This window comes from Kribbella aluminosa, assembly GCF_017876295.1.
GTDB classification, from domain to species: Bacteria; Actinomycetota; Actinomycetes; order Propionibacteriales; family Kribbellaceae; genus Kribbella; species Kribbella aluminosa.
Window position 1 is genome coordinate 3,729,566 of record NZ_JAGINT010000002.1, and the last position, 19,739, is coordinate 3,749,304.

At 68.6% G+C, this 19,739-nt stretch carries 15 protein-coding genes; 4 read left to right on the forward strand and 11 right to left on the reverse strand.

Translation table 11 applies throughout. The annotated features are described in order from the left end of the window. Positions 1 to 133: 133 nt before the first annotated feature. From JOF29_RS38955 to JOF29_RS38970, 4 genes are all read left to right on the forward strand, one after another. On the forward strand, positions 134 to 961 hold the full coding sequence (locus tag JOF29_RS38955) for a PspA/IM30 family protein (RefSeq protein WP_209699318.1): 828 nt from the start codon (positions 134 to 136) through the stop codon (positions 959 to 961). Next, positions 958 to 1,233 (forward strand): PspA-associated protein PspAA, encoded by a 276-nt coding sequence (pspAA, locus tag JOF29_RS38960; RefSeq protein WP_209699319.1) that lies wholly within the window; start codon positions 958 to 960, stop codon positions 1,231 to 1,233. Before JOF29_RS38955 ends, pspAA begins: the two co-directional genes overlap by 4 nt. A gap of 295 nt (positions 1,234 to 1,528) precedes the next feature. Next, the gene (locus tag JOF29_RS38965; protein WP_209699320.1) at positions 1,529 to 3,040 is read left to right on the forward strand and encodes a sugar transferase; all 1,512 of its coding nucleotides are present in this window, start codon (positions 1,529 to 1,531) and stop codon (positions 3,038 to 3,040) included. Between the two features lie 30 nt (positions 3,041 to 3,070). After that, positions 3,071 to 3,640 (forward strand): RNA polymerase sigma factor, encoded by a 570-nt coding sequence (locus JOF29_RS38970; protein WP_209699321.1) that lies wholly within the window; start codon positions 3,071 to 3,073, stop codon positions 3,638 to 3,640. A gap of 41 nt (positions 3,641 to 3,681) precedes the next feature. Here the strand turns inward: JOF29_RS38970 and JOF29_RS38975 are convergent, their stop codons facing one another. Genes JOF29_RS38975 through JOF29_RS39025 form a run of 11 tightly spaced genes read right to left on the reverse strand, consistent with a single transcriptional unit; the run spans position 3,682 to position 19,713 of the window. Then, a complete protein-coding gene (locus tag JOF29_RS38975) occupies positions 3,682 to 4,029 on the reverse strand; it encodes a hypothetical protein (RefSeq protein WP_209699322.1) in 348 nt (115 codons plus the stop codon). A gap of 2 nt (positions 4,030 to 4,031) precedes the next feature. Next, positions 4,032 to 5,645 carry a right-handed parallel beta-helix repeat-containing protein gene (locus JOF29_RS38980; protein WP_209699323.1) on the reverse strand — a complete coding sequence of 538 codons (1,614 nt, stop codon included), beginning with the start codon at positions 5,643 to 5,645 and terminating at the stop codon, positions 4,032 to 4,034. Between the two features lie 32 nt (positions 5,646 to 5,677). Beyond that, entirely contained in the window at positions 5,678 to 6,877 is a 1,200-nt protein-coding gene (locus tag JOF29_RS38985) for a glycosyltransferase (RefSeq protein ID WP_209699324.1), read from the reverse strand. After that, on the reverse strand, positions 6,874 to 8,106 hold the full coding sequence (locus tag JOF29_RS38990) for an O-antigen ligase family protein (protein WP_209699325.1): 1,233 nt from the start codon (positions 8,104 to 8,106) through the stop codon (positions 6,874 to 6,876). Before JOF29_RS38990 ends, JOF29_RS38985 begins: the two co-directional genes overlap by 4 nt. Further along, positions 8,103 to 9,731 carry a YveK family protein gene (locus JOF29_RS38995; RefSeq protein ID WP_209699326.1) on the reverse strand — a complete coding sequence of 543 codons (1,629 nt, stop codon included), beginning with the start codon at positions 9,729 to 9,731 and terminating at the stop codon, positions 8,103 to 8,105. The genes JOF29_RS38990 and JOF29_RS38995 overlap by 4 nt, the downstream gene beginning before the upstream one ends. After that, the gene (locus JOF29_RS39000) at positions 9,728 to 10,945 is read right to left on the reverse strand and encodes a Wzz/FepE/Etk N-terminal domain-containing protein (protein WP_209699327.1); all 1,218 of its coding nucleotides are present in this window, start codon (positions 10,943 to 10,945) and stop codon (positions 9,728 to 9,730) included. Before JOF29_RS39000 ends, JOF29_RS38995 begins: the two co-directional genes overlap by 4 nt. 60 nt (positions 10,946 to 11,005) lie before the next feature. Continuing rightward, positions 11,006 to 12,919, reverse strand: coding sequence for a heparinase II/III family protein (locus tag JOF29_RS39005; protein ID WP_209699328.1), 1,914 nt, complete (start codon positions 12,917 to 12,919; stop codon positions 11,006 to 11,008). Next, a complete protein-coding gene (locus JOF29_RS39010) occupies positions 12,916 to 15,222 on the reverse strand; it encodes a bi-domain-containing oxidoreductase (protein ID WP_209699329.1) in 2,307 nt (768 codons plus the stop codon). Before JOF29_RS39010 ends, JOF29_RS39005 begins: the two co-directional genes overlap by 4 nt. Before the next feature lie 9 nt (positions 15,223 to 15,231). Further along, on the reverse strand, positions 15,232 to 17,151 hold the full coding sequence (asnB, locus tag JOF29_RS39015) for an asparagine synthase (glutamine-hydrolyzing) (RefSeq protein WP_209699330.1): 1,920 nt from the start codon (positions 17,149 to 17,151) through the stop codon (positions 15,232 to 15,234). 1 nt (position 17,152) lies between these two features. Beyond that, positions 17,153 to 18,394, reverse strand: coding sequence for a glycosyltransferase family 4 protein (locus JOF29_RS39020; RefSeq protein ID WP_209699331.1), 1,242 nt, complete (start codon positions 18,392 to 18,394; stop codon positions 17,153 to 17,155). After that, entirely contained in the window at positions 18,391 to 19,713 is a 1,323-nt protein-coding gene (locus JOF29_RS39025; RefSeq protein ID WP_209699332.1) for a UDP-glucose dehydrogenase family protein, read from the reverse strand. The genes JOF29_RS39020 and JOF29_RS39025 overlap by 4 nt, the downstream gene beginning before the upstream one ends. Positions 19,714 to 19,739 lie beyond the last annotated feature (26 nt).

Here is a 19,739-nt window from a genome sequence, read left to right on the forward strand (position 1 = left end):
CGTCGGGGTGGTCCCCGGACCTTTACACCACTTTATCGGGGCACGTCCCGATGGTGTGGTGACCCGGTGGGACATAGGGTGGACTGTACGCACGCCGGGTCGTCAGTCCGGCACAGAAGGGGTACGGATATCGATGAGCATCTTCAGGCGGATGTCGACGATCTTCAAGGCCAAGGCGAACTCCGCCCTGGACAAGGCCGAGGATCCTCGCGAAACCCTTGACTACTCGTATCAGAAGCAGCTCGAGCTGCTCCAGAAGGTACGCCGCGGTGTGGCCGACGTGGCCACCAGCCGGAAGCGGGTGGAGCTGCAGGCGTCCCAGCTGCAGTCCCAGTCGGCGAAGCTGCAGGAGCAGGCGCAGAAGGCGCTCTCGATGGGCCGCGAGGACCTGGCCCGCGAGGCGCTCACCCGCAAGTCCGGGCTGCAGGGCCAGATCGACGACCTGACCACCCAGCACGCCCAGTTGCAGGGTGAGGAGGAGAAGCTCACGCTCGCCTCCCAGCGGCTGCAGGCCAAGGTCGAGTCGTTCCGGACCCGCAAGGAGACCATCAAGGCCACCTACACCGCGGCCGAGGCGCAGACCCGGATCAACGAGGCGTTCTCCGGCATCTCCGAGGAGATGAGCGACGTCGGTCTCGCGGTCCAGCGCGCCGAGGACCGGACCCAGCAGATGCAGGCCCGGGCCGGTGCGATCGACGAGCTGCTCGCCTCCGGCGCGCTCGACGACGCCAGCGGCACCAGCAAGGACAACATCACGCTCGAGCTCGAGCGGATGTCGTCCGGCTCCGACGTGGAGAGCGAGCTGGCCGCGATGAAGGCCCAGATCTCGGGCGGCAGCGCGCCCAAGGAGCTCTCCGGTGAGGCCCAGCAGGCCGCCCAGCAGCCCGCCCAGCCAGTGCAGCAGCCGGCCGCACAACCTGCGACCGAGCCGGCGCGACCTCAGGACGGAGATGTTCGGTGATCGTTCGCATCATGGGTGAAGGTCAGTGGCGACTGGCCGACGACAAGCTGGACGCGCTCAACGCCGTCGACGGCGACCTGGAGAAGGCCGTGTCGTCCGGTGAAGAGGCGGCGTACCACACCGCTTTCGCCGCCCTGCTCGACTTCGTCCGCTCCGGCGAGAAGGTGCCGGACGACGAGCTGCACGACTCCGACGCGATCCTGCCCCCGTCGGACAGCTCGCTCGCCGAGATGCGCGAGCTGATCAGCGGCGACGGCCTCATCGCCGGCTGAGACAGCTTCGAAGGTCAGTGCCCCGACCCGGCGACTGGTCACTTGAAGTAGTCGTTTGAGACCCCTGAGAACCCCGAAACGGGTTCCCAGGGGTCTTTGCATTACGGAACCTGGGAGTCGGGTTGCCCGCGGGTAAACACTCGCGTCCGATGCTGTCTTCCGCCGCGGCCACGTAGTACTCTCTGGTTCACGTCGTTGTGGGGGCGGCGTTGGACGAGGTCCGTGACGGGGTGTGGGTTGGTCACGGGGTTCGCATCTCACCTGTGGGGGGTGACTGTACGTGACTGAATCTGTCATGTCTGAGGGGTTGGCCGATCCGGCTGATCTAAGGCCGGCGCCGTCGGGGGAACGACGTCGGCCGGTCTGGGTGGTTCCGGAGGACGTTCCGGCGGTCGTGCCGCGGTCGGCACGGTTCACCGAGGCACGCTGGGTCGCGAAGTACCGGTGGGCAGCGCTCGCCGGTGACCTGGTGTCCGCGCTGTTCGGTGTCTCGCTGGCGCTCGTGGTCCGGTTCGGAGCCCAGATCAACCTCGGCTACGTTCTGCTGGGGGCCGCGGTGCCGGTCGCCTGGCTGGTCTGTGTGGCGCTGGAGCGGGGTTATGAGACCCGCTACTTCGGCACCGGGCCGGAGGAGTTCCGCTCGGTCATCCGGGCCGCCGTCGCGCTGACCGCAGTGGTTGCCGTGACGTCGTACGCGACGAAGAGCCAGGTTGCGCGTGGCTTTGTCGTGCTGGCGGTGCCGATGACCTGTCTCGCGGCGATGTTCGCCCGCTGGTTGCTGCACCGGCAGATCTCGAAACGCCGGTTCGCCGGCCGCTGCATGCGCCGGGTACTCGTTGTCGGGCGCAACGACCAGGTGACCACGCTGCACCGGCACCTGGAGGAGCGGAAGACCGACGGGTACGTCGTGGTCGCGAGCTGCATGCCACGCGGCGACACGCCGGACGAGCCCGGCCCGGAACGCCTGGGACGTGCCGAGATGGACATCCTGAAGGCGGTCGACGAGTGGGACGTCGAGGTGGTCGCGGTGGCCGCCGACCCGGAGCTCACCGGGCACTCGCTGCGGAAGTTGTCCTGGGCACTGGAACAGCGTGCTGTCGATCTGATCGTGTCGCCGGGCATCGTCGAGGTGGCCGGTCCGCGGATCTCGATCCGGCCGGTGGCCGGGCTGTCGCTGCTGCACCTGGAGCGGCCGTCGGTGAGCGGTGGTCCGCACGTCCTGAAGAACATCTTCGACCGGGTGGTCGGGTGCCTGCTGGTGCTGGCCCTGACGCCGCTCCTGATCGTCACGGCAGTGCTGGTGAAGCTCACCAGCCGTGGTCCGGTGCTGTTCCGGCAGACCAGGGTCGGCCGCGGCGGCGTGCAGTTCCGGATGCTGAAGTTCCGCACGATGGTGGCCGACGCCGAGGAACGCAAGGCCGAGCTGCACGCGCTGAACGAGGGCAACGGGATCCTGTTCAAGCTCCGCGACGATCCGCGGGTCACGAGGATCGGAAGGTACCTGCGGAGGTTCTCGATCGACGAGCTGCCGCAGCTGGTGAACGTGCTCCGGGGGGACATGTCACTCGTCGGCCCGCGTCCGCCGCTGCCCGCCGAGGTGGCGCAGTACCAGCTCGACGACGCGCGCCGGATGCTCGTGAAGCCCGGCCTGACCGGCCTCTGGCAGGTCAGCGGCCGCAGCGATCTGACCTGGGAGGAGTCCGTGCGGCTCGACCTGCGGTACGCCGACAACTGGTCGATCGCGCTGGATCTGCTCATTTTGTGGAAGACCGCCCGCGCGGTGCTGGGGAGCGACGGCGCGTACTGAGTGGTGTTTGTGTTCCCGAGGGGGGAATTCGTGACAGTAGTACTGGAAAGGCCGGCCGGTGTCCGTTCCGAGGCAGCGACCCTGGTGGTCGGGGCCGCTGGGGGCGACCAGGGCGCCTGGAGCGGGCTGGTCGATCATTACGCGCGGCTCGTCTGGGCCGTGACCCGCAGCTTCCGGCTGGGCGACAGCGACGCCGCTGACGTCTCGCAGATGGTCTGGCTGCGGTTGCTCGAACACATCAATCGCGTCGACCCCGAACGGGTCGGCGCCTGGCTGGTCGTCACCACGCGCCGGGAATGCCTGCGGGTACTGGCGTTCCGCAAGCGCGTGCTGCTGACCTACGAGTCGACGGCGTTCGAGGAGGTGGCCGGTGACCAGCCGGAGCCGGACGCCGACCTGCTCGCGGGCGAGCGCGCCGACGACGTACGGCGGGCGCTCGAAAGCCTGCCGGACCGGTGGCAGCAGTTGCTCGGCATGCTGATGGCCGACCCGCCGGCGCCGTACGCCGAGATCTCCGCGACGATCGGTATCCCGATCGGCAGCATCGGCCCGATCCGGGGCCGCTGCCTGGAGAAGCTTCGACTGCTGCTTGCCTCCTGAGGCAGCAGACTGTAGTTGGAATCAGGTCCGGACCGCTTGGATCAGAGCATGATCCAAGCGGTCCGGACCGTCCGCTGGGTACCCCTGTCCCACCGCAACCGGAAACTGACCAGCCGGGTGGCCTCGTCGCCGCAGGCCTCCACCACGACCGGTCCGGCCGGGGAGACCCGCAGTTCCACGTCCAGCTCGGTGCGTTCGACGTCCAGCGTCACGCCGTGCCCGGCGAAGCGCAGCCGTCGTACCCCGTCCGCGCAGTCAGGTCCGGGTGTGTCGAGCAGGCTGTCGAAGACCAGGTCGAGGATGTCGACGTCGCGGTCGTGCCGGCCGAACGCGGCGTACCCGATGGAGCGGAGCAGTGCGATCTGCTCGCCGGCGGCCCGCTCCATCACGATCAGCGCTCCCCGTTGACCTTGATCACGCTGTCCTGGTCCTGCCCGTACGGCGCGCCCTGCCAGGCCGCCCAGTTCACCGCGTTGCCCTGCTCGTGGACCATGAAGTTCCACGGACCGCTGTAGGTGTTGGAGAAGAACCGGTTGGCCTGGTGGAACGTGATCGCGTCCTCCACCGTCCGGGCCTTGTACGGCGACCATTCGGGAAACGTGCCCCAGTTCGAGAAGATGCCGTTGTACCCGCACCCGGCCCGGGACGCACACTTGGCGCCGAGGTTGTCCGGGTCGAGGGTGAACACGTTGTCGTGCACGCGGACGTTCTGCGTCTTCCAGCGGCAGTCACTGAGGTACGGCTGGTTCTTGATGCTGGTGGCGTTGCAGGTCTGGTCGTTGATCACGGACGGGTTCACCAGCGTGCTGGAACCGCTGCTGGTGTTGGCCGCGGAGCCCGCGAACCGGTCGGCGTTCTCCCACAGGATCACCCCGGCCCAGTTGTCGGTGAACACGTTCCCGCTGACCTCGAAGGTCTGGCTGAACATCCCGGGCACCCGCTTGTCGGCACCCGACTCGGAGATGTACAGCGCCGGTGTCGGGAACCCGACGTTCGTCGGTCCCTTGCCGATCCCGTTGCGGACGAACGTGTTGCCGCGGATCGAGGCGTTGTAGCTGATCTCGTAGATGACGCCCTCGGCGTAGTTGTTCGAGATGTAGTTGCCCTCGATCGAGAACGCCGTGTTGTTGGTGTCCGCCCACATCCCGGCGCCGCGGTTGTCGTGGATCCAGTTGCCCCGGACGACGGCTCCGCTGACCGCCCAGAACTTCCCGCCGCCGGTGCAGCCGCAGCCGGGCCGGACCTTCTCCCAGTCGTCGGTGTCGTTGCCGGTGATCTCGTTGCCCTGGATCGTGATGCTGGCCACGCGCTGCGGGTTGTACGCGTTGAACCCGTACTGGCCGTTGTCCCTGAGACAGTTGCCGCGGATCACGTTCCGGCTGCCGATCATCACGCCGGCGCCGGCATTGCGCTGAACGGTGTTCGCCTCGACGGTCCAGCCGCTCGCCGAGTCGTGGTTCACCACGCCCTCGTCGTTGTTGCCTTGGGCCTTGCCGAAGTTCTGGATGGTGAGGTGGCTGATCACGACGTCCTTGGCGGAGCCGGTGAACGCGTACCGGTTCCGGTTCGCGCCGTCCAGGATCGCGCCGGGGGCACCGAGGTACCGGTTGCCGTCCTTCGGGATCACCTGGACGAACTCGTCGTCGGGCAGCCGGTGCTTTCCGGGTGCCAGCCAGAACGTCGTACCGGCCGGGTACTGCACGGTCAGGTTCTGCAGGTTCTGTGCGGTGCTGACTACGACCGCGCCCCTGGGTGCCTGCGCCGAGCCGGCCAGCGCCTCGCTGTTTCCGCAGATCTTGGCCGGCGGAGTGCTCGGCGCCTTGACGGCCGCGTCCGTGGTCGGTGCGGTCGGCGACCCCTGGCTGGTCTTACTCGCAGGGCGATCGTCGGCGACCAGTGCGCCCGCTGACAGACCGCCGACGAGCAGGAGGACGCCGCCGGCGACGAGGGTACGTCGCTGCCGGTACCACGCGGCTCCACGGCCGGACGGGGCACGTTGTTCCATGGTTGTTCCTTCGGGGGCCTGGCGAGCGAGTGCTACCGAGAGAGCACCGGATTCGCCGCGGCGAACCGGTAGATGTCGAGCAGCTGCTGGAGGTTGCGCTGCGGGTCGTGCCGGTTCTCGTACGTCGACCGCGCGTTGCGGCCGAGGTCGTCGTACCGGTCGGGAGAGGTGTCGACGTCGAGCAGGAGCTTGGCCAGGTCGTCGGGGCGCCGCGGGTCGAACAGCGCGCCGTCGACGCCGTCGGTGACGAGTTCCGGGAAGGACCCGTGGCTCGAGGCAAGCAGCGGTACGCCGACAGCCATCGCCTCGACGACCACCAGCCCGAACGTCTCCTCCCACTCCGACGGCAGTACGACGGCACGGGACTCGCGCATCAGCCGGAACACGTCGGGCTTGCTCAGCAGGCCGCGGAGCTCGACGGACGGCCGGTCCGCGGCCCACGCGACCACCTCGTCCAGCAGCGGGCCGCCGCCTGCGATCACCAGCCGCAGCGCGTCGTCCCCGGCGATCTCGCGGTACGCGTCCCAGCCCTTCATCAGCAGCGGCGCACCCTTCGGCGCGTCGAGCCGGCCGACGTACGTCACCTGCCGGCGGCGCGCGCCTGCGACAGGACCGTCGTACGGGACGTAGTTGTAGCGGACGAAGCTGCGGTCGCTGTCGAAGTCCATACCGGCCAGCAGCGTGCGCTGTGACTCGGAGACGAAGAGGTACGCCGACACCAGGTTGCGCCAGCTCCGTCGGTGGGAGCGTGTGTTGAGCACTGTGGTCGCTGTAGCGAGTTTGGAGCCGCGGTAGCAGCTGTGAGCTACCGCAGGTATCGGGTTGCCGCCTGCGCAGTCGTGGCAGACCGCGCCGTCGCGGTAGAAGTCACCGCTGGCACACAACAGCTTGTAGTTGTGCAGTGTGATGACAACAGGCACCCGGGCGTCGCGGCAGGCGTAGAGCACCGACGGACTGAGGACCGGGAACGTGTTGTGGATGTGCACCACGTCCGGCTGGAACGTACGGAGCGTGTCAGCCAGATCGCGTTTGCTGGCAGGGTTCCACACCACGCGGGCGGGTAGCGTGGCCTTCTTCCAGGCCGGCCACTGCTCCAGCTCGTCGCTGCGCCGTTCGAACAGGTCGACGTCGTGGCCGAGTGCTGCGAGCGCCTCTCGCTCCTGGTCGACGACCCGGTTCTCACCGCTCGGTGCTGTCGAGCGGTACCTGTTGTGCACCAGCAGGATCCTCATTCGGCACCTTCCTGCGCTGGTCGTGGGTAGACGAGCGAGGCGGCCAGGGTGAGTTCCAGCAGGTACGGCGAGGCCTCGCTGAGCCCGCTCTCGGTGAACGACGCGACGACGCAGTACGCGACGATGAACAAGGCCGCGGCACGCCGTGGACCCTGCGGCGTGAACCAGGCGCCGATGAACACGAACAGCACCATGGCGATGCAGAACGACACCCCGAGCAGGCCGGTGTCGTAGTACGTCCCGAGCCAGTTGCTGTCGATCGGGAGGCCGTTGAACGACTTGTTGGACAGGCCGAAGCCGAACAGCGTCTGCCAGGTCGTGCGTGGTTGCGCGAGGATCGCGTCCCAGACGAAGGTACGTCCGGTCAGAGCGGTGACCTGCGTGCTGTCCTGCCCGCGGGCGAGCCAGGTCGTGATCAGTGATCCGGCGGTGAGCGCGCCGATCGAGAAGACGCCGATGGCGATCGCGAACGACTTGCGGACCCGTGAGCGCGCGGTGAACAGGCTCAGCCCCGCGACCACGGAACCGACGAGCAGGGCGATCAGCGCGGTCCGGGTGTGAGTGAGCAGCAGAACAGGGATCGCCGTGAGCACGCTTGCGAGAGCGGGGCCGCGTTTGAGCAGCCCTGCCATCCACAGGACTCCGGTCAGTCCGGCAGCCATCGCCGCGTAGTGCCCGGTCTGGGTGGGCGGGATCGGCCACACCATGCCGACCAGCCGGCCGTCAGGCCTCGACGCGCCGGGCGCGATCAGGAAGCCGAACACCACCGAGCCGACGATCCACCAGAGCACCATGAGGTGCGTCCGTACCAGCAGGAGGTCCCTGCGCGTCCACCACGGCGTCAGCAGCCACAGCACTGCGATGAAGAGGAACAGCCGCGTCGACCGGTAGAGCGCACTGATCAGGAACTCCGACCGCAGACTCGCGATCACGGCCTCGGTAGCGAGCAGGCCGCCCAAGAAGACGTAGACACTCGGCCGGATCCGTGCCGGCCGGTTGACGGACAGCACCAGCAGCAGGGCCAACGGCAGTGCGCCCTGCGCGATCAGCTTGCCGACGATGCCGGGGAACGGAATCAGCTGCAGCGAGCCCGGGAAGTACGTCAGCACGTTCATCACGAGCAGCGCCCACACCAGCTGGACCCGGCGCCGGCGGCGACGTTCCGGAGTGACCGCCCGGAACCCCGGCTTCGGCACCAGCCGGGTCCGGAGCACGGCGACCATACTCATCGCGAGAACATCTCCAGGTCGACGGCCGGGCTCGACGCCTCGGCGTCCGCCACGCCAACGCCTTCGTCGGTACGGTCCGCGTTCAGCACGATCGCGGAGTCGATCTCCAGCCCGGCCAGGCGGACCAGCTCACCGGTCGCCCGGACCTTGGCCGCCGTGGAACGGCCGGCAGTCACGACGACCGCGGCGCGGGACGCCCAGGTGCCGAGGTGGTCGGCGCCGATCGCCGGCGACAGGGTGGCCAGTGTCAGGACCAGATCGGCCGTGTCCCAGGCCGCGTCGAGCTGGACGTCGGCCGACCGGTTCGGCCGGTTGTTGTCGCCGAGCCGCAGGTAGCAGCCTTCCGGCGGCAGACCGTTCGGGTCCGGCAGGTACACGTCGATCCGCCGTCCCGGCTGGCTGAACTGCGAGTCCCGCGTGCCGGGCTGCTTCACCCCGAGCTTCTGTGCGAGCGCCCCGGTCCCGGTCAGGTCCGCGACCAGCACGTGCTTGCCCTCGTCGGCCAGCGCCACCGCACGCGCCGCCACCGCGAGCGCACACGCCGGTACGTCGTCCACGCTGACCACAGCCAGCGCCGGAGTCGGCCGCTTCGACCAGATGATGCGCTGGCCGAGGTGCTGCGACAGCAACTGGATCTCCGGATTCCCCGCCTGCGACGGACGCAGCGTGCCGCGGAACGGCAGCCAGTTGCGCGGCGGACGTCCCGTACTGAGCCGCACCCGGGCGCCCAGCGCGTTCGAGATGTCCTGGCGTTTCCACAGCCGGTCCGAGATCAACGCCCGTACGACGATGAACCCGAGGCCGAGGAACAGCCCGGCGGCCAGACCCGTACCGGCCTTGATCGCCAGCGCCCGCTTCGCGTGCACCAGCACCGGGGTCGGGGTGTCGAGCAGCCGGCTCGCGTTCATCTTCGACGCCCGCGTGTTCTGGTCGAGCAGCTGCTGCTGGATGAACCGGTACTTGTCGCCGGCCGCGTTGAACCGCGCCATCTCCGGGCTGTTCGGCAGCTTCGGGCTGTTCGGGTCGTCGCCCGCGGCGACGACTGCCTGCCGGGCCAGCGAGAGCTCGTTCTGCGCCGCGGTGAGGTCCTTGACCAGCGGGCTCTCGTCGAGCCCGATCTGCTCGCGGCGGAAGATCAGGTAGGTCTGGGCGATGATCGTCGCGAGCTTGGTGGCCTGCTCGTCGGTCTTCGCCTGCACCTGGATCTGCAGCACCCGGGAGGTCAGCATCGTCGCGGTGTAGCCGGCGAGCAGCTGGTCCGGAGTGTCCGGCAGCTTCAGCAGCGCGATCGTCCGCTCCGCCACGGTCCGGCTGGTGGCCAGGCTGATCTCGGTCGCCATCGCCTTCACCGGATCGTCGCCCTCGCGGGTGGTGATCAGCAGCCGGGCCGCCGCCTGGTGCGGTGCGGGCAGCAGGAAGTACGTCGCCAGGCCGCCGGTGAAGCCGATGATCGCCAGCGCCAGCCAGATCCGGGCGTGCCGGACCACGGCGTCGCGCAGGAACCGCAACGTGATCAGGCCCTCCGGCGGGTGCGACGCCGAGCGCTGCTCGGCGAACAGGCCGTCGTCGTCCTCCGCCCAGCCGGTGCTGGTGGCGGGCTGATCGGAGAGCTGCTGATTCGTCATCGGGTCCGCCTTGCCGTGCCGGTGAGTAGCGTGGGCAGCCGCGAGCCGGCCCGCCGTTGCGCCTGCGCGACCCGGCCGACGGTCCGGTCGGACGGATCCGGATCGGTGACCACCAGGCCGTCGATCGTCCGGTCGTCGGCGGCCGTCGCGACCGCCAGCCGGGCCAGTTCCTCAGCGGTCACGGTGCCGGCCGAAAGCGCGACGATCGTCCGCGTGGTGGGCTCGCTGTCGTCCAGGTGCGGCGCGTCGCGGTCCACCAGTACCAGGTGGATCTCGAGCGCGACCTGACCGGACGGCTTGTCGTGGTGCTGGTCGATCACCAGCGAGGTGGAGATCCCGACCGTACCGGCGAACGCGGCCAGCTGCGGACCGAGCGGCCGCGCCTTGCCGTCGTCCGCGAACGAGATCACGGTCAGCGAGACCTGCTGGCCGCCTTTCGCGTCCAGCGCGAGGTTGTGCAGGACCTTGCGCAGCGCCCACGCGTCGACCGCGGTCGGCGAGTAGTGCTCCAGCAGGTTCGCCCAGTCGGAGGGGTCGTTCGCCCGGTACGACGAGACCGAGGCGAGGACCGGAATGCCGACGGCGTCGGCGATGTCGTCCCGCAGCCGGAGCCGGCGATCGCCACGTGCGCGGGCCAGCACCAGCACCGCTCCGGCGATGGCGCCGAGCAGTGCGCCGAGACCGCCGTACGTGCCGGTGTGTACGAGCATGCTGCCGCCGTGCGCGTTGACGGCCTGCTCCAGCATCCGCGCGCCGGTCCGCTTGCCCAGGTCACCGGGCAGCTTCTGGTCGGTCGTGATGAACACCAGGTAGACCTGCGCGACCGCGTTGGCAAGCTGGATCGCCTGCGTTGCCGTCGTACCCTGCGCGTCGATCCGGATGACGTCCTCGGTGACAGCCGTCGCCTTGACCCGCGCACGAGCCTGCTCGGTCGACAGCGCCGGCGTGACGTTCTGCCCGGCGCTCAGCAGGACCGGTCCGCTCTCCGCGATGTACACCTGCGTGTCGATGCTCTGAGCATTCGAACTGACGCCGGACGCGGACTGCGGCGGCGGCGGGAGCACTACCTGCGAAGAAGCGCTGTACATCGGCGGCTGCATCAGGCCGTACCCGATGCCCGCCATCAGCCCCACCACGGCAACCGCCCCCACCAGCAGCCGATGCCGCCGGATCGCCTGCCAAGACTTCTTCACATCCAGCTGCTGCGCGCTCACAGGCCCCCTCCAGTGTCGTCTGAACTAATAGAGGGGCGGAGGCAGGTACTGATACACCCGTTAGAAGCGGAAGGTTGTAACTGCCGGGGTGTCGGCGGACAGGGGGCCTGTGCCGAGCAGGGTGGTGCTGGGGACCTTGTGACCGAATCGCGGTGAGTACCAGCCGAGCAACGGATTGTTGCTGCCGCGGCAGGTCGTCCAGGTCAGTTCTGCGGGCAGTTCGACGACGGCCGAGCCGTTGGGCCATTCCAGCCGCCCGGTGGCTTGGTCGAAGTCGACCTCGGGACCCAGGTGCCAGGCGATGCGTACGTCGGTTGCTGCGTCGACAGTGTCCGCTACGCGCAGTACGTCGTTGTCGAGGGTCGCCGTACGTCGGTGGGTCACGGGGGCGTAGCCGTCGTGTTCGGCTTCCCACGTGGCGGGGGAGCGGTGGAGGACCTTGCCGGTTGCCCCGCGCAACCACAGGAACGGGCCGCCCCAGGTGGACTGTTCGGCGCCGGCTACCTCGACGGTGTTGTGGGCGATGGTTGACCGGAAGTAGTTCCGCCACTCCTCTTCGCCGTGGTAGCAGTACGTGCCGGGGTCGGCCAGGATGTCTACGCCGTCGACGCGTACCTCTAGTGAGAGCGCATCGGAGTGGGCGTGGGCGGCGATGGAGAGAAAGCCGTGCGGTCCGGCGTCAGCGCGGCACCAGATGTTGTTGCTGCGCAGGATGGTCAGGCCGGCGTCACTGAAGTGGCCTGGGCGTTCAGCGGGGCGGTCTGGTTGCTGGCCGTTCACCAGCACGCCGACGATCACTGACGTCGCAGTACTCGGGCTATCGGGCCACCAGGGCGCTTTGCCTACCACGGCTGCGCCTAGCGAGAGGTATGCCGACCACGTGCTGGCGTCTGGTGGGTCCAGCACCAGGACCATGCCCTCGTCGTCGTCGCCTTGCCGTGGTGGGCGTAGGCGGCTGTCGACGATCGCTGCTGCCGCGTCGACGGTGCGGGTCAGCAGAGCCCACGTGTCCTGGCTGAGCGGGTGGCCGGCGTTGTCCGCTTCCAGGGCGGCGTACAGGCCGAGCTCTGACACGAAACGGTGGTAGTCGGTTGCCAGCTCGCGGTTGATGCCTGACGGGAATGTGTTGGCGTCAAGCTCCTTCTCCAGCAGGGCTGCTGCGTTTGCGCGCCACCGGTCGCTCTTGGTGAACCAGGGGAACGCACAAGCGCCTACTAGTTGTCCTGCTGCCTCTGCGATCACATGGTTGTTGGCTGAGGACCCGTGGCTGTGGAACGCGGCTAGGTACCGCTGGTGCCAGTACAGCTGCTGTAGCGCCAGCTCGTTGTGCTCGAACAGGTCTGTGATGTCGGGCCAGTCGTTCAGCAGTCGTCTGATCCACGTCCAGCTGATGAGGCGCAGGCCGATCTCGATACCGCTTGCCCAGTGCACTCCGGACAGGAACGGGTTCGTACGCCACCAGTCGTTCAAGTGGTCGGCTACGCGTTCGGCGTACCGGTCGTCGTGGGTCAGGTACCACGCAGCGGCCAGCTGGGTGAGGTGGTGGTGGCGGGACAGCTCCCACACCTGCTTGATGTTGCCGACCGCCTGCTCGTTGCGGTGGTTCAGTTTGAACACGTACTGCGTTGGGTCCGAACGGCGGCCTGTTACCGGGTCGCGGAACCAGTCGGGCGCCTTGAGGTCGGTGCGTTCAACACCTAGTACCTCCAGATTGCCGGCCAGGATGGCGTCGGCCTGCTGGATCACTGCCTTGCGGGCGTCTTCCGGTACGGCGCAGGCCGTGTGCGCCGGGAGCGTCGTACTGAACGTTCTTTCGCGTCGTACCGGCAGGGTCAGCTTTCCGTCCTGCCCGGGCCTGACCTGTTGGTAGGCCCAGGCAGTACGGCGTCCGGCGTCGCTGGTGCGCTGGATGAGTTCGGTGGGGGACATCCGGCGCAGGCGGCGGACGTACCAGCCCAGAGGCTGGCGGCTCACACAGGCTCCGGCTTACCGGAGGCCAGGCTGCGGTCCACTGCGATGGTGGCGCGGGTGGTGGCGATCAGTTGCTCGAACGGGATCGGCATCGGTCCGCCTGTGCGTACGGCGGTGACGAAGCGCACCAGTTCGCCGCGCTGGCCCTTGTCGGTACTGCGGGACTTGCGGACGACAGGTTTCCGCCCTGCCCACACCGACGCACGCTGGAAGTTGTCGAAGCGCGCGTTGCGGCCGCCGCCGGTGACGTCGATCGTCTCCTTCGGGAAGCGAGCGTTGCCGCCGCCGACGTACGTGATCGTGCCGACCGAACCGTTCGCGAACCGGAGCGTGACGAGGACGTCGCCGGCGTCGGGGCCCGGTACGGCGTACACCTCGGCCGGGAGGCTGTTCAGCCACCAGGTGAGTGTGTCGATGAAGTGCCCGCCCTCACCGGCGAACCGGGTACCCTCCTTGCCGGCGTCGAGGTACCAGCTGGTGGAGTCGAGCTTGCCGGCGTTCACCAGGTACCTGACGGAGGTGTACCCGTTCTCGCCGAAGCGGTCCTTCAGGTCGGTCAGCAGCGGCGCGAACCGGCGGTTGAACCCGACCATCAGGCGATCGTTGCCGGTGGCATCCACGGTGGCGACGATCCGGTCCAGCTCGTCGTCGTTCAGCGCCAGCGGCTTCTCGACGAAGACGGCCTTCCCGGTCTCCAGCGCCCGGCACGCCAGCTCGGCGTGCGAACTGTGGCGGGTGACCACGAACAGCGCGTCCAGACTCTCGTCGCTCAGCACCTCGTCGACGTTCGTCGACACCGCCTCGAAGCCGAACCGCCGCTGGGCGTTCGCGGCCGACAGGGACTTGTTGGTCGCAACATGCCCCAACACGACCTGCTCGTCCTGCTGCAGGTGCGGCAGCAACATGCTCGATGCGTAGTTCCCCGCCCCCACGAACCCCACCCGTACGGCGCCGGCGGGAGCCGGCCGACCGGCCTGCTGCCGCCGGCGGTTGGTGTCAACGCCCGCGACATCCCCCTCCACACCACCGGCCGCGCCTGCAGCGCCGTGCGCTGCGTGCTCGTCTCCGTGCGGTGCGCTCTCGCTCTCCGCGTCACCTGGCGCGCTCTGCGCGCCCCGCCCGACGGCGTGCGCACCGGTACCGGCGCTGTGCGCCGTACCGCCCGTTTCTGCTTCCTTTGGGTATTCGAAGAGGAAGCCGACGCCTGGGTAGGCGCCAGTGCTGAGTTTCTCGTAGACGTCGGTGGCGTCGGCGATGGGGAAGGTGTTGGCGATCAGGCTGCCGACGTCGACCTGTTCGCGGGCGATCAGGTCGACGAAGCACTCGAGGTTGCGGCGCTCCGTCCAGCGAACGTACCCGGCGGGGTAGTCGATCCCGTCCAGCTCGTACCGGTCGTCGTACCGCCCCGGCCCGTACGACCGCGAGAACCGGACGTCCAGCTCCTTCTCGTAGTACGCGTTCCACGGCAGATCCAGCTTCGTCTTGCCGATGTCCACCACCCGCGCCCGGTCACGAGCCAGCCGGGCCGCGGTCTCCACCGGCCCGTTCGAGTGCCCGCCCGCGGCCAGCAGGATGCGGTCGGCGCCGAGCCCGTTGGATGCCTGCAGCAACGACCGCTCGAGCGCCGCGACCCCGGCCTCGTCGGCACCCGCGCAGTACAGCGCGCCCGCCTTCTCCGCCATCCGGCATCGGTCCGCGACCGTGTCGATCCCGAACACCCGCACCCCAGCGGCAACCAGCAACCGCACCACCAGCTGCCCGACCAGCCCCAGCCCGATCACCACAGCCGTGTCACCCAGCTGCACCTCGGCCTGCCGAACCCCCTGCATGGCAATCGCGCCGACAGTGGCGAAGGCAGCCTGCTCAGCCGGCACCCCGTCCGGCACCGGCACGCACAGATTCACCGGCACCCAGTTGTACTCCGCATGAAGAGCGAACTCGTTCCCCGCGGCGGCAACCACCTGCCCGACACCGAACTCCTCGGCCCCCGCGCCGACCTCCACGACCACACCGCACAGCGAGTACCCGAGCGGCGTGTACGAGTCGAGCTTGTTCATCACCTTCTTGTACGTGCTCGTCAACCCCTGCTGCGCGACCGTGTCCAGCACCTTGCGTACCTGGTCCGGTCGCGCCTTCGCCTTGCCCAGCAGCGACAGCCGCGCCTCGCCGACCTTCATCAGCTCGGTCCCGGTGGAGATCAGTGAGTACAGCGAACGGATCAGCACCCCGCCCGGCGCACAAGCCGGCGGCGGTACGTCGAGCACCGCCAGCTCGCCGGACTTGTAGTTCTGTGCAACCTGCTTCATGTCCGTCCTTCATCCAGAGGTGATGGTCACGCCCAGGGAGCGCATGTGCCGCGTCCAGGTCTCCAGCGTCAGCAGCTGCCAGATCTGCTTGGAGTAGTCCTCCCGGCCGGATCGTTCATCGTCGACAATCTGCTGGACCGCGGACTGTCGGAGGAACCCGCTTCCGACCAGCTCCCCGCGCAGCAGTACGTCGTCGACCAGCTCGCGCAGGTCGTTCCGCACCCAGGCGCGCAGCGGCGCACTGAACGACGCCTTCGGCCGGTAGATGATCTCCTTCGGCAACCACGCCTCGGCGGCCTTCTTCAACGCCAGCTTGCCGACCCGGCGGTGGATCTTGTCGCTGCCCGGGATCGAGAACGCCGCCCGCGCAACGACCGGGTCGACGAACGGCGTCCGTACCTCGGTCGACGCCGCCATGCTCGCGCGGTCCGTGTACGTGAGGTTCAGCCCGGGCAGGAACATCCGCGAGTCCGCCAGGCACATCCGGTTCACGTGGTCGTCGAGCGCGTTGTCGTGGTAGATGTCGCTGTGCTCGGCGAGCAGCTTCCCGACGTACGGCTCGAGGTCCGGGCTGATCAGCCCGGCGAGCTGGTCCGCGTCGTACATCGTGTAGCTGCGCCGGAACGCCTCCTCCTCGGGGAGGTTCGCGAACGTCTCGAACCGTTTCGCCCAGCGTGCGTAGCGCAGCCCGCGACCGTTGACGGTCACCGGGAGCCGCCGTACCGCCGGCCCGACCAGCCCGTTCCGCAGTACGCCGGGGAGCCGTTGGTACTGCGCTCCCATCACGCAGGCGAGGTGCTTGCGGTACCCACCGAACAGCTCGTCGGCGCCCATCCCGGACAGCAGGACCTTCACGCCCGCGTCGCGTGCGGTCTCGCACATCAGCAGGGTGTTGATCGCGGCCGGGTCGCCGATCGGTTCATCCAGATTGTCAACAATCCGCGGAAGCAGTTCGACGACGTCCGGCGCGATCTCGATCTCGTGCAGGTCGATGCCGAACTGCCGGGCCAGCTTGCGCGCGTAGACCGCGTCGTCCGGCATCGCCTCGAGCTTCTGGTCCTGCGCGCGGAACGTGATCGTGTACGAGTCGATCCCGGGATCCAGCTGCTTCGCCAGCACGGTCACGAGGCTCGAGTCGAGGCCCCCGCTGAGGAATGTCGACACTCCTACGTCGGCGACCAGGTGCGCGGCGACGGACTCCTCGATGACCTGGCGGAGGTCGGCGGGCGGACCGGCCGCGGCCTCGGTCGCGACCTCGGACACCCGCCAGTACGTCTCGTGCCGGCTGCTGCCGTCCGGGCGGAACTCCGCCCAGGAGCCGGGCGGCAGCTTGTCGACGCCGTCGATCGCGCAGCGCTGCTCGGGCAGCCAGTAGTAGAGCATCGACGCGATCAGCGCGCCGGGCTCGGTGCGCAGCTCGGACCCGACCGCGGAGACCAGAGCCTTCAGTTCGGACGCGAAGATCACGCCGCCCTGCCGGCGGAGGAAGTACAGCGGCTTGATGCCGAGCGGGTCGCGGGCGAGGTACAGGCTGCCGCTCTCCTCGTCCAGCATCGCGAACGCGAACATGCCGCGGAAACGCCCGAGCGCCTCCGGTCCCCAGCGGCGCCACGCCTCCAGCACGACCTCGGTGTCGCTCTGGGTGCGGAAGTGCACGCCCGACTTCGACAGCTCGGCCCGGAGTTCCTTGTAGTTGTAGAGCTCGCCGTTGTAGCAGATCGTCAGGCCGCGCTTGCTGAACGGCTGGTCCGCGGCTGCCGACAAGTCGATGATCGACAATCTACGATGCGCAAGGAACGCACGGACATCGCCTTGGTCGAACGCGTACACCCGGTCCGCGTCCGGACCGCGATGTGCGATCCGGTCGCTCATCGCCTCCGCGAGCGCGAAGCCGTCGCGCTGCTGGTAGCAGCCCGCGATGCCACACACGTCAGGATCCCGTCTTGAGGCCGACGACGGTCCCGACGCGGCTGACGTGCCCGGTGAGCTGGTCGTACACCTCGAGGTAGGCCTTCTGCTGGTGCCTCCACGCCAGCACCAGTTCGACGCGCTCGCGGCCGAGCTTGGCCATCCGGCGCCGGCGTACCTCGTCGTCGAGCAGGTCGACGATCGCGGCGCCGTACTTCGCCACGTCGTTCGGCTCGACGTACACCGCGGCGTCGGCGGCGGACACCCTGGTCTCCACCAGGTCGAAGGCGACGACCGGGAGCTCGAAGGCCATGTACTCCATGGTCTTGTTCATCGTCGACACGTCGTTGAGCGGGTTCTTCGGGTCGGGGGAGAGGCCGAGGTCCGCGGCCGACATCACCGCGCGCACGGTCTCGTCCGGCACCCGCCCGGTGAACTCGACGTACTCCCCGAGCCCGAGCTCGTCGCGCAGTGCCACCACCTCGTCGAACGAGTCGCCGCCGCCCATCAGCGTGAACGCGATATCGGTGCGCTGCAGATTGTTGACAATATGATGGGCGGCCCGGACGACGATGTCGACGCCGTCCTGCGGACCCATCACGCCGATGTACGTCACCAGGTGGCGGTGACCGCGGCGCAGCGACTCGTCCGCCCCCTTGACCGAGTCGCGGCGCAGTTTGTCCGGGTCCGGCCCGGTGCGGACCACGGTGACGTCGTGGTTCGCCTTGCCGCTGCGGGTGATCGCGATCCGGCGGTACGAGTCGTTCGTCGAGATCACGTGATCGGCCTGGCGGTGCGTCGTCCGCTCAAGGAAGCGCAGCCCCTTGTAGGGCAGGCTCGCCGTACCACCGAACCGCGACTGGAACAGTTCGGGGCACAGGTCGTGGTGGTCGAACACGAACCGCGTGCCGTCGAGGCGGCGCAGCAGCATCGCGATCGGCCAGAAGATGTCCGGCGGATTGCAGGCCTGCAGCACCTTGAACCGGCCGGCCTTGCGGGCCCGGAACACCAGGCGGAGCGTCATCAGGAACGAGTACGCGTACTCCCAGACGAAGCCGACCTTGCTGCCGCCCGGCGCGTACGGCTTGTACTTGTACACGGTCACGCCGTCGATCACGTCGTACGACGGATCGCCCGGACCCTTCGGGCAGACCACCGTCACGTCGTACCCGGCCGCCACCAGCGCCTGGCACTCCAGCCAGACACGGCGGTCGAACGGCACCCACAGGTTCTGGATGATGATCAGTACCCGCGGACCGCTCACCAGCCGACTCCTTCGTATCCGGGCAGCGCCTCGACCGCCGCGCCGAGCCGGCCGCTCAGGTCGATCGTTCGGGCCGGTGGATCGCCGAGCAGCGCGTCGACGGCGCCGCTGTCGGTCGCGGAGACGATCGCCAGGTCGGCGCCGGCCAGCGCGGCGTTCGGGTCGTCGGTCAGAACCCGTTGCAGATGCGGCAGTTTCGACTGGACGTGCCGCAGGTTCGCGCCGACCAGGCGGGTCGGGTTCACGATCGCGTCGTAGATCCGCAGGTTGTAGCCCTTGCCGATCAGGCGTTCGGCGAGTTCGACGTTCGGGCTCTCGCGGAGGTCGTCGGTGGCGTGCTTGAAGCTCAGCCCGAGCAGCGCGATCTCGCGGCCGGGGCCGGCGATCACCCGGTCGACGATGTCGCGGACGCTGCGCTCGTTGGTGGCGAGCGCGCCGGAGAGCAGCGGGAGTTCGGTGTCGTTGATCCGCGCCAGGTGCAGGACGCTGCGCAGGTCCTTCGGGAGACACGAGCCGCCGAACGCGAAGCCGGGCTTCAGGTAGTACGGCGAGATGTTCAGGCTGGTGTCCTGCACGAAGATCTTCATCACCTTGCGCGAGTCCACGTCGAAGTGCCGGAAGATCCGGCCCATCTCGTTCGCGAACGAGACCTTCGTGGCGTGGAAGGCGTTGCACGCGTACTTCAGCGCCTCGGCTGTCCGAACGTCGACAATCTGCACGTCGACATTCAGAAACGCGAACAGGTCGGTCAAGGCGGTACCGACCCGCGGATCCCGGGTGCCGACCACGACGAACGGCGGCGCGTAGAAGTCCGCCAGCCCCGATCCCTCGCGCAGGAACTCCGGGCACATCGCCGTACCGAACGTCAGCCCCTCAGGCGCCGGCACCTCGGCCAGCACCTGCGCCACGATCTCGTCGACAGTCCCCGGCGGGACCGTACTGCGCACCACGATGCTGTGGTACCCGGTCTCCGGCCGTACGACGTCCCGCGCCGCCTCCGCGATGTCCCGCACCGCACGCTTGATGTAGGTGAGATCGGTACTCCCCGCCGCGGTCGACGGCGTACCGACACAGATCAACGAGACATCGGCCAGCTCCAGCGCCACCCGAGGATCGGTGGTCGCCCGCAACCGCCCCGCCGCGACCCCCGCCGCGACAAGCTCGTCCAGCCCCGGCTCGACCACCGGACTGCGCCCCCGCGCAATCGGATCGACCTTGGCGGTGTCGACATCCACCCCGCACACCTCATGCCCGGCAGCAGCCAGACAAGCCGCCGTCACCGACCCCACATACCCCAAGCCGAACACGGCAACTCTCATAACGCCCCCCACAGGCAAGATCCCGA

Coding starts and splice junctions, on each gene's coding strand:
- JOF29_RS38955 (WP_209699318.1), top strand. CDS start 134: ATGAGCATCTTCAGGCGGATGTCGACGATCTTCAAGGCCAAGGCGAAC.
- JOF29_RS38965 (WP_209699320.1), top strand. CDS start 1,529: ATGTCTGAGGGGTTGGCCGATCCGGCTGATCTAAGGCCGGCGCCGTCG.
- JOF29_RS38980 (WP_209699323.1), bottom strand. CDS start 5,645: ATGGAACAACGTGCCCCGTCCGGCCGTGGAGCCGCGTGGTACCGGCAG.
- JOF29_RS38985 (WP_209699324.1), bottom strand. CDS start 6,877: ATGAGGATCCTGCTGGTGCACAACAGGTACCGCTCGACAGCACCGAGC.
- JOF29_RS38990 (WP_209699325.1), bottom strand. CDS start 8,106: ATGAGTATGGTCGCCGTGCTCCGGACCCGGCTGGTGCCGAAGCCGGGG.
- JOF29_RS38995 (WP_209699326.1), bottom strand. CDS start 9,731: ATGACGAATCAGCAGCTCTCCGATCAGCCCGCCACCAGCACCGGCTGG.
- JOF29_RS39010 (WP_209699329.1), bottom strand. CDS start 15,222: ATGAAGCAGGTTGCACAGAACTACAAGTCCGGCGAGCTGGCGGTGCTC.
- JOF29_RS39025 (WP_209699332.1), bottom strand. CDS start 19,713: ATGAGAGTTGCCGTGTTCGGCTTGGGGTATGTGGGGTCGGTGACGGCG.